Annotated in this window: 5 protein-coding genes; all 5 read left to right on the forward strand. The window is 44.6% G+C overall.

Going from position 1 to position 15094, the window contains the following annotated elements:
• The first annotated feature begins 366 nt into the window (after nt 1-366).
• The 5 genes from NKI27_RS04080 (at nt 367) to pglZ (ending at nt 15085) form a co-directional block, all read left to right on the forward strand.
• The gene (locus NKI27_RS04080) at nt 367-579 is read left to right on the forward strand and encodes a helix-turn-helix domain-containing protein (protein ID WP_265048418.1); all 213 of its coding nucleotides are present in this window, start codon (nt 367-369) and stop codon (nt 577-579) included.
• Nucleotides 580-4749 carry a BREX system serine/threonine kinase PglW gene (gene pglW / locus NKI27_RS04085; protein ID WP_265048419.1) on the forward strand — a complete coding sequence of 1390 codons (4170 nt, stop codon included), beginning with the start codon at nt 580-582 and terminating at the stop codon, nt 4747-4749. It abuts the gene before it with no gap.
• 134 nt (nt 4750-4883) lie between these two features.
• Nucleotides 4884-8609: a BREX-2 system adenine-specific DNA-methyltransferase PglX gene (pglX, locus tag NKI27_RS04090; protein WP_265048420.1), complete on the forward strand. Its 3726-nt coding sequence runs from the start codon at nt 4884-4886 to the stop codon at nt 8607-8609.
• A gap of 24 nt (nt 8610-8633) precedes the next feature.
• The gene (locus tag NKI27_RS04095; protein ID WP_265048421.1) at nt 8634-12305 is read left to right on the forward strand and encodes a hypothetical protein; all 3672 of its coding nucleotides are present in this window, start codon (nt 8634-8636) and stop codon (nt 12303-12305) included.
• A gap of 5 nt (nt 12306-12310) precedes the next feature.
• Nucleotides 12311-15085: a BREX-2 system phosphatase PglZ gene (gene pglZ, locus NKI27_RS04100; RefSeq protein WP_265048422.1), complete on the forward strand. Its 2775-nt coding sequence runs from the start codon at nt 12311-12313 to the stop codon at nt 15083-15085.
• Nucleotides 15086-15094 lie beyond the last annotated feature (9 nt).

A 15094-nucleotide genomic window follows, 5' to 3' on the forward strand; every position in this document is an offset into this window, starting at 1 on the left:
GTTAGTGAGCAGGGGTTAAATAATGCAGTTTTTTGGCGTTTTATAAGTTTGTATAATTAAATCAATTTCCCATATTCCTATCTTATGGGGAAAACGGTTTCCGTGTTTTTCGAGCGTGCCGTGATTTTTCGGCAGCTTTCCCCAAAGAAGTAGGGGAAACAAGTTCTATTCTCTAGCTTTGGTTTCAAGCATTTTTTTAGAAAAAGACATGCGAACAGAATTTCCCTGTTAATTGGGGAAAGCTTCCAGAAAACTCAGGTATGAACTACAAGAATTATTTTATCTATTTTTGCTATTCTGCATAGCAAAAAGCGTACTTGCATGCCATACTTTTCAGCTCTTCATATCACCTTCGGTATAACAAAAATGATTAGGTGTCATCTCTCAAAACTAATGGGCGAACACAAAATGAACATCTCTGATGTAGCTCGGGAAAGTGGTTTAAATCGGAGTACCATTTCTTCGCTATATCATGAAAAGGCTACCCGAATAGAATTGGAAACCATTGAGAAAATCTGCAAAGTATTTGGATGTAGTGTTGGTGATATGCTGGAAATCAACGATAAGGTTGAAGGGTAGATGGATAAACTCTGGAAGCAAATAACTCCCTCAGATTTCGCATGGGAAAGAGAAGCGCTGGAATTTGCCAAACAGGCATTACCTGATCACGATCCATATCGTGCCTGGGCAAATTTTGAGTTTATCGCCCATGACGGGTCAATAAACGAAATAGACCTTATGGTGCTCACACCCAAAGGATTATTCCTCGTTGAAATTAAATCTCATCCTGGTGTTATTAAAGGTGATGCGGGTACTTGGATATGGGAAAAACCTCAGGGTGGCCAGAAACTTTTTGATAACCCTCGCATTCTTACGGATCGAAAAGCGAAGAAGCTTGCTTCATTGTTGCAAGCTCAGCCATCAGCAAAACGAAGTAAGGAGCGTGTTCCATTTATAAATGCGTATGTCTTTCTATCAGCGGAGAACTTAGTCAATAAACTTGAAGGTCCCGCACGCTTAAATGTCTGCACTAGAAAGAATTTCGTACATGAAATTACACGAATGGATGAAGGTTGGCGGCACAAGAGGATGAATACGCCAATTGCCAAGATGCTTTCTCGTGCTGTTGAAGAGGCAGGTATCAAAGAGTCGGTACGAATGCGCCGAGTTGGTCACTATGAATTGAAGGAAGTCTTGGATGAGTCTGACCATTTTCAGGAGTGGTTAGCGATTCATTCTGAGTTAGGAATTCAACGTAAAGTACGAATCTATCTCACCTATGGCAAGAATGAACAAGAAGCAAAAAGACTGCAAAAAGCTGCCCAACTTGAATTTCGATTGCTTGAAGGTATCGAGCACCCAGGTATTCTCAAGGCCAAAGACTACCAGCAGCATGATCATGGCCCTGCGTTAGTTTATGAATACGATTCAGAGGCATTCAGACTAGACCATTTACTGCTACACCTGACCAATGGTAAGCGATTAGAAACCATGCAGGCCGTGCACTTAATGCGTCTAATTACTGAAGCGGTTCAATATGCTCATGGACAAAAGCTATATCACCGTGCGTTAAGCCCACAAAGCATTTGGGTTAAGCAGGATGGTGACGACTATAAAATTAAGATTTCGAATTGGTCGACAGCGGAACGTGTTTACGAAACAGAAACACGGCAAATCAGTGCGCTCAGTCATTTGAGCCAAATAGTGCAAGAAGAGGCTGGGCCATATATGGCTTTGGAAGCCTACGGGGGGGGCAGTGCCGACGGTGTCCATATGGATGTTTTTTCGTTGGGTGCCATTGCTTACCATCTATTTACTGGCAAGAAACCTGCTGAGAATGACCTAGAGCTTCAAGACAAGCTTAGCCGCGGTAATGGCTTGCAAGTGACTGATGAAGTTAACGGTGCAAGTGAATCAGTTCAATTCCTGGTTCAATATGCAACACACCCTGATCTTAGCAGTCGTTTAGAGTCGGTGGATGAGTTAATCGATTGCTTGGATGATATTGAAGAAGAAATTACCCGACCAGACACGCAACGTACGGCCAACCCTACAGAGGCTATCAAAGGGGACACCTTCGATGGCGGAATAACTGTCAAGAAACGACTAGGCAAGGGCGCGTGCTCTGTTGCGTTTCTTGTTGATTACCAAGGGCATGAGCGGGTTCTTAAATTGGCGCTTACGCCAGAACATAATCGACGAATCATGCAAGAAGGGGAAGCTTTATCTAAACTTCGGCACCAGTCTATTGTTGCCTATCACAAAACTGTCGAAATCGCTGGCCATATCGCGTTATTGATTGATTACACCAGCGAAGGAACATTAGCACAGCGCATAAGAAGCTTCGGCGCGGTGCAATTAGAGTTATTGGAGCGATTCGGCGATGATCTTCTAAGTGCTCTGGCGCATTTAGAAGATAAAGCTATCGTTCATCGCGACCTGAAACCCGAGAATATTGGCTTAACCAAACAAGGTAGCCAACTTCACTTAGTGATGTTTGATTTTTCACTCTCTAATGTAGGGCCTGACAATATAACCGCTGGTACGCTGGCCTATATGGATCCTTTTATTCGCGATGTAGGTAGACGCCGTTGGGATGACTTTGCGGAGCGCTTTTCTGCCGCATTGACGTTGTATGAAATGTCTGCGGGAGCATTACCTGGATGGGCCTCTAGTGAAGGGATGCCGTTGCAATTCGAAGGTGAGCTGGAAGTAGACCGCACTGTGTTTGATCCCACTATACGTGATCGTATGGTGGCATTTTTTAAGAAAGCATTGGTTCGCGACGTGAAGGAAAGATTTTCCAATGCTGAAGACATGCTGCGGGCATGGCGAGAAATATTTAATGAAGCGAGAAAAGGCTCACAGCACCCAACCATTCATGACGATGACAAAACTTGTCCAATAACAGAGGCTAAACTCGATACTCAGATTGGCTTGCTAGAATTGAGCCCTCAAGCGCTTGATACCCTGAGCCGTAAGAATATAAACACAGTCGCAGACCTCGTAAAACTTAATAGAAGTCGTGTGCGTGTCTGGATGGGGGTGGGTGTAAAAACACGAACTGAACTTTCAGACGTGATAGGGCAGCTACAAGCTAATTTGCTAGAAGAGCATCAAGCGAGAACGCTAGAAAGCAAAGACACCACAGTGATTAGTGTGGATCGCATTTTTACCCAGGTCATGCCCAAAGTCACAAAAGCGACCGACCAAACACGGTTATGTTTTCTCAATGAATACCTGGGCCGTCTTGATGAGACAGCACCAAAGGGTATTCATAACGTACATTGGCCAACCGCTGGCAAAATCAGCGCCCATATAAGTCTGGAATCTTCTGAGGTGCGAGAGCTCACCACAAAAGTGCTCACGCATTGGGGAAAGTCAAAAGTCATTACTGAGCTTCGAGATGAAATAATTAGTTTACTCGACGAAAACGGTGGTGTGATGACAGCAATCGAGCTGGCCGATGCCATCTTGCTGCGCCGAGGATCAGTGCAAGATTCGCCTTTGCGTGAACGCTGGGCGCATGCGGTTGTGAGAGTGGCCGTCGAAACTGAACTAAGCAAGCAAGAACCTCGATGGATGCTTCGTCGCTCTGGTAACAGGTTTTTAATCGCGGATGATCGAAACGACACAGGAGAGGAGTTGGCCGATTACGCCAATGACCTAGGGGAACTTGCCGATGAATGTGCAGAGCATCAGCCGTTGCTTTCACCTGTAAGAGCGCTAGAGAAAATTCGCGCGGTTCCTGCACCTAGCTCGTTTATTGATTTGAGCAATCACCGTTTATTACGCCTGGCAGCAGCCGCTTCACAGAGTGCGGCACTCTCAAGTCGAGCGGAATTTTACCCTCGTAGCATGAGGGCAGCGCTAGCACTTGAGTTAGCGCAAGGCGCGTTATTGGGTAGCAAAGCGTTAGGTGTTGCCGAAGTTATGTCACGTGTGGCGGGAAGGTACCCTGCAGCGGAACCATTGCCTGGCAGGCCACAACTGGATGCGATGATCCAAGATTTAGATATTGGATTTCACTGGGATGGTAACTATGAATTCTCGAATGGAACGAAAGGGGCTTATTGCTTACCCATCGCTGGGTTAACGACCTTAGCAACACGGACACAAACGCAACTTCATTTTTCAAGTATTGGTGAAACGGACGTATCTTCTTTACAAGAAATAAAAAGTCTTAATCATCAAATATCAAATGCGGTTAACACAGCAAGGTTTCTCGCACTGACCGTAAGACCGCGTCAATGGGCGCAAGCGAAAGACAAGTTAATTAGTCGGTACCGATTAAAACACCTGAGTTTTGATGAGTTGCTGCTACGACATCTACACCAACAATGCAAAAGTATGCCAAAACCGCCAGATTGGAATGTGGTGTTAAAAGCTGACGTTGCAAAGTCTAACTCCAGAGATTGGCAAAACTTGCAGAGGCTCGTTCAGCGTGTACTACCTGCGATGGCAGAGGAAATTAAAGGAGCCGGTCAGCCTGTATTGCTCACGGAGCCAGGATTAATCGCCCGTTATGATTTAGTGAATACTTGGTTGAGTGATATCCGCCGACACTTAATGAGCGCTGGTAATGTACACGGGTTAATTTTGCTTATCGCTGCTGATGCACAAAGTGCTTCTGCGGTGATTGATGGAGTAACCGTGCCTGCAGGGGCTGGGAGTAGTGAATTTGCAAGAATCCCTAGCGTGTGGTTAGAAGAAAGAGATAAAGAGAATGCCCAAGTAGAACAAGCCTAAACACGAGAATTGTAAATACAAGAAGGGTAGCGCAGGTATTTGCCCTGCAGGTATCCCAAAAATTAAATACTTCGCCTGGCTGTTATTGAGAATAAAAACGCAATGATAGGCATTCGGCAAAATGGAATTTAAGCATGATTAACCGCAGCGAGCTGCTAAAAGACTTACAAAAAGAACTGCCAAAAATTGAAAAAGATATCTTAGCTTATAGCGAATCCAGAGATGAGATTACCAGTCATCTCAAAGAGGAGTACGAGAAGGCCAAGAATGCTGGCAGAACAGCAGACCATTTTGTTGCCTGGCGTGAAGCACAAATAACACAAGCGGCGGTCGCCTGGGTACTTACCTGCGTATTCGTTCGTTTCTTGGAAGACAATGAATTGCTGACTGAGCCCGTTTTATCTGGCCCAGCTAATAATGACCATGGCGCTAAGCCACTTGATCATGCAAAAGAACGCATGGTTGCCTACTTCAATGAAAACCCAACCCATGAAGAGCGTGATTATCTGTTAAGTCTCTTCGATCAATTAGAAAAGTACCCAGTGATCGCTGAGCTGTTAGATCATCGTCACAACCCCTTATGGCAAATACCTGTCTCTGCTGATGGTGCTAAATTGTTGATCGACTTTTTTCAAAAGATCGATGCAGACTCTGGTAATACAATTCATGACTTTACTGACCCAGAATGGGATACCCGATTCCTGGGCGACTTATACCAGGACTTATCAGAGTCAGTGCGTAAGCGCTATGCATTGCTGCAAACACCGGAATTTGTAGAGAGTTTTATTCTTGATTACACCCTCGAAAAAGCCAAGGACACATTTGGTCTACCCGGTTTGCGGCTCATCGATCCAACTTGTGGGTCGGGGCATTTTTTGCTAACCAGCTTTGAAAGAGTTTTTGATGACTGGTTAAAGCGAGAGCCAGGCACCAATAGTCGAGAGCTCGCACAAAGGGCATTAGACGTTGTACATGGTGTCGATATTAACCCCTATGCTATTGCGATATGCCGATTTCGATTGTTTATTGCAGCCATGAAAGCGGCAGGGTCAAGCAAGGTAATAGATGCGCCAAATTTTCATTTCAACTTGGCTTGTGGTGACTCTTTGCTGCATGGTCGTCGATGGCAGACATGGGGAACACAAACAGATTTGATTGATGAAGACCCGATCAAGCATGTCCTTGAGGTCGAGGACAAAGACAAGCTGCAGAAAATTTTAGGTCAGCAATACCATGTCGTTGTAGGTAATCCACCTTATATAGTTGTTCGTGATAAAGCGCTTAATCAAGCCTACCGGGATAGATATTCAACATGCCATAGGCAGTACTCATTAGGCGTACCTTTTACTGAAAGGTTTTTTGACTTAGCTATTGATTCATCGTTTGATAATAGAGCTGGATATGTAGGTATGATCACTGCAAATGGCTTTATGAAGAGGGAGTTCGGAAAGAAACTAATTGAATCATTTTTATCCAAAATATTAGTTACGCATATTATTGATACATCCGGAGCCTTTATACCAGGGCACGGGACTCCCACGGTAATTTTGTTCGGAAGAAATCAAACTGTTGATGATATTGTTAAGTTGAGGGTTGTAATGGGAGTCAAAGCAGAACCCATAACTCCAACCAGACCTGAAGACGGAAAAGTCTGGCAGTCAATAATAACCCATCTTCAATCAGATGGTGGGGGGGAGGAATATACAACTGTAGTTGATAAAGACCGCAGCGACTATAAAAAGCACCCATGGAGTTTAACGGGCGGTGGTGCAAGTGAGTTAAAGCAAAAAATTGATCTCTGCGAGAATCTAAACCTTGGAGACATAGTCGCTGAAATCGGATTTGGAGTTGTTACCAGAGAAGATGATGCGTTTTGTATATCTGAATCCGTATGTCGTAGATATGGACTCAACCCAAAATTCATTAAGCCTATTGTAGAAGGGGAGGCTGTTAGGGATTGGTCTGTTGTAGATCCTGAATATGGTATTTGGCCTTATGATGAAGAAACTCTCTCTGTGACTAATGATATCAATGTGAAAAAGTCATTGTGGCCGCTAAAATCCAGGCTTTCTTCTCGTGTTGCATATGGGAAGACCCAACTGGAACATGGCAAATCCTGGTATGAGTATTCAATGTTTTTTAGTCGCAGGTATAGGGCGTCATATTTGATTGTGTTTCCTGAGGTTGCCAGTCACAATCATTTCACGCTGGCAAAAGGAGGGGACAAAGTTTTTCGTCAAACAGCTCCCATTATTCGACTCGAAGATAGCGAGTTAGTTAAATGCTTACGGTTGCTCGCATATTTGAATAGCTCAATTGCATGTTTTTATATGAAACAGGTAAGCCACCAAAAGCAGCTCACGGGAGGTGATGGTGTTCGTATAGAGTTCGTTTCAAAGGTCCCGTATCAATTTGCTGGAACTGCATTAAAAAAGTTACCTGTTGCAAATGCACTGTTTAGTGGGAAATTTGAGAAATTAGTAGTGAAGTATGCAGAAGAGATGGAGTCATGTGCAAGATATATTAGCGTGAACTTTGCCGCTAAATCATTGGAGCAAGCTCTGCTGAATGATGGTGATATTGAAGAGAATTTGAATCGATTTCTTACAAAGAAGAAGGCTCTATTATCGAAGATGATTTTACTTCAAGAAGAAATTGATTGGATAACTTACTCTGCTTTTGGTCTTTGTGAAACGTTACTTATTGGTGATCCAGAAAAATGGGAAAAAGTAGATGTTGAAGTTGGTCAGCGCCCGTTTGAGATTGTTGAGCAGCAAAATCAAGATGGTTTTGATGTGCCGATGGGCGTCCCATCTCACTGGCCTGAGGATATGCAGGAAAAGTGGAAACAGCGAATTGACTGCATCAAAAGTAATAGAGACGTTCGAATAGTTGAAGACCCTAATTATAAACGTCGTTGGATAGGTCGCCAGGGGCTATTCAATAAATCTGCGAAGCCAGATAATATCCAGAGGGCCTGTAAAAAATGGTTGCTAGAACGAATCGAGCACCAAAGTCTAAATAACGAAGAGCGGCTGTGCACATGTGCGTCCTTGTCTGACCGATTAAACAAAGATAGTGATTTTATAAAAATCGCAGGTCATTACTCGGGTGAGTCTGATTTTGATAGTCAGTTGCTAGTTAATAAGTTGGTTCATGAGGATAGCATTCCTCAATTTTCTGCTGGCAGATACAAAGCAAAGGCAATGCCAAAATTCAGGGCCTGGCAAGAAACCTGGGACAAACAGCGCCAAGAAGATGCAATAGATGCAGAATTTGGCGTTGATAATCCGTTGTCTGAGCAAGACGCTGAATATCCAGAAAAAGTAGCCGCCTACGAAACTGCCAGAAAACAAGCCAACCAGAAAAAGGCGGAAGTCGTTGGCGATATTCCACTCCCACCAAAATATGCCGCAGGCGACTTTCGCAAAGCCAGTTACTGGCCACTGCGCGGGAAATTAGACGTACCAAAAGAGCGTTTCTTTAGTTTGCCGGGCTGCGAAAAAGACGGCGACTCCACGCTGGTAATTGGTTGGGCAGGTATGAATCACCTGCAACGAGCTCAGGCCATTGCCTCTTGGTATCTCGATCGAAAAGAAACGGATGGCTGGGAGGTTGAAAGGCTAAAACCCATGCTCGTCGCCTTAGATGAATTAATACCCTGGCTAAAACAATGGCACAACGACATTGACCCGGAATTCGGCGAACGTATGGGTGACCATTACGAAGGTTTTTTATTAGAAGAACTGCGTATGCTCGATATTAGCCGGGAGGAGTTGCTTACCTGGGAACCGCCAGCGGCCCCTAAAAAGAAACGTGCCACGAAAGCAAGAAAAGCCAAACCGAAAGCTGAAAACTAAGTCAAGGGATAAGGATAAGAAAACATGACACTGATTAAAGACCTGATTGATATCCCGGAGAAAGTTCAGCGAGGGGATTTTGTATTGAACCTATCCAGCGGTTTGGCGGAAGAGGCCATTGCCCAGACCCTTGCTCAATATGTAGTGACGCCCCAACTTGAGAAGTCATTTGAAGATGCCTTGAGCTTTATTAAGAGTACCGTTGTCGGAAACCAGAATCGACAAAAGGGCGCTTATTTACACGGCAGCTTTGGTAGCGGTAAATCGCACTTTATGGCGGTACTGCATTTATTGTTGCAGGGGAATACCCAAGCCAGAGAAATAAATGAACTAGCCCCAGCCGTTGCCAAACACGACCATTGGCTGCAGAAAAGCAACATCTTACTGGTGCCTTACCATATGATCGGTGCGGCCAGTATTGAGTCAGGCATTTTGGGTGGATACGCCAAACATATCAAAAAACTGCACCCTGAAGCGCCCATTCCTGGTTTTTACATGAGTCACCGCTTATTTGAGAATGCCAAGCAGCTCAGAGAAAGTATGGGCGATGAGGTTTTCTTTAATACCTTGAATAAAGGCGCTGGCGCAGTAGCTGAAGATGATGGGTGGGGCGACCTGGCCAGTGGATGGGATGCCATAAGTTTTGATGCCGTATTAAACGACCAATCAGGTGATGAAGACAAAACTCGCCTGGTGAGTGATTTAGTGGGTACACTCTTTAGCTCGATGGCGGATATGGCGAACACCGAATACGGTGGTTATGTCGATTTTGATGAAGGCCTGCGGGTGATGACTAACCACGCGAAAGCGCTGGGTTACGATGCCGTGGTGTTGTTCCTGGATGAATTAATCCTATGGCTGGCAAGTCACTTGTCTGATCAAAAGTTTATTGCCGGTAATATACAAAAGGTGGTGAAGCTGGTTGAAGCCAGTGAGCCAAGAGCCTTGCCCATTGCCAGCTTTATTGCCCGACAGCGTGATTTAAGAGAATTTGTAGGGGACCAATACACTGGTACCGAGCAGCAGATTCTAAGTGACTCCTTGAAGTATTGGGAAGGACGCTTCCATACCATTACCCTGGAAGATCGTAACCTGCCAGTGATCGCAGAGAAACGTTTGTTAAAGCCTATCGATGAGTCTGCGAAGAACCAAATAAACGCGGCATTCAGTTCGATGGATACCAAGATGCGAGAGGAGGTGCATAACATCCTGCTTACAAATCAAGGAGACCGTGAAATGTTCCGGTCTTTGTATCCTTTTAGTCCGGCACTGGTGCAAGCGTTGGTTGCGCTTTCATCGGCATTGCAACGTGAGCGTACTGCATTAAAAGTGATGCTGATGTTGTTGGTTGATCAGCGCGAAACCCTGGAACTAGGCAGTTGTATCCCCGTGGGGGATTTGTATGATGTGATCGGGTCCGAAGCTGAGCCGTTCTCTGAAGCGATGCGCATCCATTTCGATAATGCCAAAAACCTTTTTGAGCGTAAGCTAATCCCCTTACTCGAAGAAGAGCATCACATCATCTTCGCCAACTTAAATGATTTGTCAGACACGGATACGTCTAAACGTGCGTTTAGTAATGATATGCGTTTAATTAAAACGCTTTTGTTGTCAGCGTTGGTACCCGAGGTTGAGTGTTTTAAACAGCTTACCGCAAATAAATTGGCGGCGCTTAATCACGGTACCATTAAATCACCCATTCCTGGGCGAGAAACCCAAACTGTATTACAAAAATGTCGCAAGTGGGCAGGTAGGGTCGGCGAAATTAAGATCAGTGACGATGCAAACCCGACCATTGCTATTCAGCTGTCTGGTGTCGACACTGAGAGTATTTTGGAGCCTGCTAGAATTAACGACAATACAGGGGCACGACGAAAACTCGTCAAAGACATGGTGTTTGAGTCGTTTGGTATTCAAGATGATAACCAGTTATTCCTTGAGCACAAATTTCAATGGAATGGCACACACAGGCGTGTGGAAGTTTTGTTTCAAAACATTCGTGAGATTTCTGACAATACGACTTTTGAGGCACGAGGAGACGATTGGAAGGTCATCATTGATTTTCCATTTGATATGGAAAACCACTCGCCAGCGGACGATAAGGCCCGAATCCAGGATTATGAGGCCGCAGGAAATTCTGCCAGAACCCTATGCTGGTTGCCCTATTTCTTGAGTCAAAATGCGCAACGAGATCTAGGTAATCTGGTCACCCTGGAATATGTGCTAAAAAATGAGGATCGGTTTAATTCCTTCAGCAAACACCTAAGCCCTGTGGATCGTGCGCAAGCGAGAACACTCCTTGAAAATCAACGCAGTCAATTACGCCAGCGTATTAAAGATTATTTGGCAGGGGCCTATGGTGCTGCCGAGCCAATTCCAGGTTCGCTAGATGACAGTGGTTCCCTGGAAAATCAAATTTACTCTTTGGAGGCAGGGTTTAGTCCTCGTTTGCCTATTGGCAGTAATTTAGGAAAAGCATTTGATAATTTACTTGGCCAGGCATTGAATTTTCAGTACCCAGACCACCCGGAATTTGATAGCGAAGTAAGGTTGAATGATTTGGGCAAGGTCTTTGAGCAGTTGCGCAGAGCTATGCATGCAACCAACGGCCGCATAGATGTTGATGGGCCACTTAGGTCGTTAATGCGCTCTATTGCACAGCCACTAAATTTGGGAGAGATGCACGAGCGTCACTTTATCTTTAAGCCAGACTGGCCTCAGCACCTCACTAGAGAATTAGCCAAGGATGAATTTGCTGGTGACCCAGTTACGGTTAAGCGGCTTCGTGCAGCGATTGACCAACCCACACCCAAGGGGCTACCTGATATGCTGCAAAACCTGCTAATAATGGTGTTTGCAGAGCATGGACAATACGCATTTACTTATCATGGTGGCGATTACGGTGATGTCGTTATCAAAGATATTCGAGATGACCTGGTATTAATCAAGCAGGATTTAGCAGAGCCCACAGTCTGGAAGCAGGGGATCGATAATGCAGCGGCTGTATTTGGTATTACGGTAAATGCCCTGAGAACAGCTAACCACCAAAATGCGCTACAAAAGGATGTGTTGGATACAGTTAATCGTGAAATACATGACGCAGAGCAGCTGGTCGCTGAAATAAAAACAGCGCTGAATAGACTGGGTCAAGGTTTGCAATGTAAACGTTTGCAGAATGCAGAGTATGCTCATTCTCTTGTTAAGGAATTAAAGGATAAGGAAGGCGCAGAGTTAGTAAAAGCGTTGGCAGAAATTAAGCCAGTCACTAGCTTGTCAGCCCTGGCAAAAAGTCTGTCGTCTTCAGCGAGTGTGACTCAGTCTATTCAAGACAATAACTGGCAATTGTTAGAGAGTGTTTGGTCATCTTCTGGTAACGATGGCAAAGTTATCAAGAAACAGGTTTGCGATGCTTTGGCTGCTGATGAACTCGTCACTTCGTTAGCCCCGGCGCTGAGGCAAGCACAAACTGACGCCACTAACATCATTACAGCTCAAGTACCAAAAACAGAACCCCCCGCTGCACCTAACCCGATACAGGGAACTCCTCGGAGTAGAGTTGTGTCTCAACAGCAAAAGTCTGGTCTCAATGTTGCTCAAGCTAAAAGCTTGTTTGCGAAAATAGAACAGGACCTAGGGGAAGATTGCAGGCTTGATGTAAGTTATACCATTACTAAAACAGACGGCAGTGGGAGCTAAAATAAATGCAAAGTGCTCAAGCATCTGCTGTGCATGCGCCAATGCCAATCACGACGCAGCTACAGGCAATTTTTCTGAAAGATCAACAAGCCGACTGTGTGGCTATTGTGTGGCCCGAAGAATTAACCAATCGTGAAATGGTTGCCACCATTGATGGTAGAGCAACTCGGTTTGTTTACTGCCCATCTGAACTGGCAATAAGAGAAGCTTTAGTTGAGCATACGAAACAGCGTGAATCAGATAAAAACAAAGAACGATTGGTACTGTTATCAAAGTTTGATGAAGTGCATCTTGCTAAAGATGTATTAGCCCGTATTTGGAAAAATGAGCCTCAGCGTATTAGTCCCTGGAAAACCCTGCAGCAGTTAATTAAGGTTAGAGATGTTGACCCCCGGCTAACCAAGAAAAACGGCCGGTGGATGGCGGAAGCGTTACTAAATCGGTTTGATAAATACCATCAGCAAATGACTTTCGGTGAGGTGCTCGATACTGAAAGTGCTTGGCAAGCACTAGCGCTAGGCTACCTAAACTACTGTGAGCCGGTTATGGATTTGCAGTCACTTTTTCAATGGTCTATTCAAAATGACGAGCGAGCTCTTGTTAATGCGTTGCCAGAGGATATCAAGCTTAATCTTGGTGTGTGGTTGAATTTCGGATTACCCAAATTAAGTGAACTTGTTCATACCATTCTTTTAGGCAAGCAAAATGAAAGTTTGTTATCAATTGCGCTAGCTTGTTCGGTGTTGTATCACGAAGATATTCAAAAAACGTCTTTAATAGATTTGACCGCACTTCATACTGCCAGAGGAATGTTTAAATCCCAATTTTTAGGTGGAAGTAATTTTAATGAAAGTTTGTTACAAACGCTTGGATTAGAAGCCAGCTTATTTGCTAACAAAGTGGTTACATCGACAGGTTATAAACCGGTAAATATTGCTTTAGGTGAAGCGGAACAGATATTAGCCAGCATAGACATAATCGACGCCATTGAGCTATCGCCTGTATTACCCGGGAGTCTTAATAAACGACTAGACCGTTTTGCTTTATCACTGGAGGATGCGCTTAATGACGGTGAAACTCATAAGGCGGATTGCAGCTTTTCTTATATAAAAGACCACAGCTTTACCAAGTTAGATGCTAAGAAAGAACTATTGCGGCGAGCGAGCATGGCTTTGCGATTGGTTCGTTGGTTAAGTTCGGCTGAGGATGCGTTGATTGATGCGGCAAGTTCAATAAATCACTATATGCGTGAGGGCTGCTATTCTGATTGGGGTAGGTCACTGCTGTGGTCCGGTGATGTGCATGAAAAACTGAACCAAGTCTATCAAAGGATTTCTGAAGAGGCAGGTAAACGAAGAGAGCAGCAAAATAAAACGTTTTCTTCGCAATTAACACCTCTTTCGCGAGGGGACACGATAGATGATCGGTTTATACCTGTTGAACAAGCTATTGACCGATTAGTTATCCCCGTTGCTGACCAAAGCCCGGTATTACTGCTGGTATTAGATGGCATGAGTGAGGCCGTATATCGGGAGCTAACGGAGGATCTTCTAAAGCATCACTGGCTGGAAATACGAGAAAAAAGTCGCCAGGATGAGTGTTGCTTGGTGTCTGCTTTCCCTACTATTACCAAAGTGAGTCGTTGTTCTTTATTGTCTGGTCGATTAGCGTCAGGCGTCGCAGTTGATGAAAAACTCGCGTTTAAAGAACATCCTTCTTTGAAAAAAATCGCATCGACAAAGTTTCCTCCCACACTCTTCCATAAACAAGATTTACAACAAACGCGCAGTGTGGCTTTGAATAACGAGGTGAGAGCAAAACTGGCGAGTACAGAGCACAGGGTATTAGCTGCCGTGATTAACGCTGTAGATGACCATTTATCCAGCGGTTCTCAGGTATCCGTTGCTTGGACCTTGGACGCCATCCCATTATTAAGGCAGGTTCTTGAAGCGGCGAGAGAGGCTGGTCGAGTCGTGATTTTTACTAGTGATCATGGTCATGTTCTAGATCATGACTCTGTGTATCAGCAAGCTCAAACAGAAAACGGTGAACGTTATCAGTTGTCGACCGGTCAGCCCAGTGAGTATGAAGTCGCTATTTCAGGCAAACGAGTGGTTACTGAGACTAACTCTGTCGTTCTGCCTTGGTCAGAACGTCTTCGCTATACCAAATCGAAAAATATGGGTTATCACGGTGGTGGAAGTCTCCAAGAAGTCGTCATCCCGCTTGGTGTGTATGTGAGTGCCACTGATAGCGATGTTATTGAGGGTTGGTCTCCTGTGGCTAGAAACCTGCCTGAGTGGTGGTACGAAGAGCTGGCTGTTGAAGAAAACCCTCCGACAGTAATGAGTAAACCTTCGGAGAATACTCGAAAAAGTAAGAAGATCAAGAACGCAGAAGCAGCGGCAGAAGTCATGGATGATATGTTTGGTATCCCGCCAGAACAAGACAAGGTCTCGACTGAAATTAATACGAGCCCATGGATTAGTGATATTTTTACTTCAGCTGTTTACCAACAAGCTAAACAACGTGTAGGACGCAATGCGGTCAAGGATGAGCAACTAATGGCGTTGATAGAATTGCTGAGTCAGCAGAATGGACAGGCAATGGAAGCGGCCGTGCTCAGACATTTATCCTTACCGAAAATACGTTTGAGAGGATTTTTGGCAGGCGCACAAAAACTATTGAATGTAGATGGTTACCCTATACTGTCTGTAGAGCGAGACTCACAAACCATCAAATTGAATCTGACTGATCTGAAAAAACAATTCGAATTATAATTGAGAGAT

The sequence above is a fragment of the Alkalimarinus alittae genome, assembly GCF_026016465.1.
GTDB classification, from domain to species: domain Bacteria; phylum Pseudomonadota; class Gammaproteobacteria; order Pseudomonadales; family Oleiphilaceae; genus Alkalimarinus; species Alkalimarinus alittae.

Coding starts and splice junctions, on each gene's coding strand:
- NKI27_RS04080 (WP_265048418.1), top strand. CDS start 367: ATGATTAGGTGTCATCTCTCAAAACTAATGGGCGAACACAAAATGAAC.
- pglW (WP_265048419.1), top strand. CDS start 580: ATGGATAAACTCTGGAAGCAAATAACTCCCTCAGATTTCGCATGGGAA.
- pglX (WP_265048420.1), top strand. CDS start 4,884: ATGATTAACCGCAGCGAGCTGCTAAAAGACTTACAAAAAGAACTGCCA.
- NKI27_RS04095 (WP_265048421.1), top strand. CDS start 8,634: ATGACACTGATTAAAGACCTGATTGATATCCCGGAGAAAGTTCAGCGA.
- pglZ (WP_265048422.1), top strand. CDS start 12,311: ATGCAAAGTGCTCAAGCATCTGCTGTGCATGCGCCAATGCCAATCACG.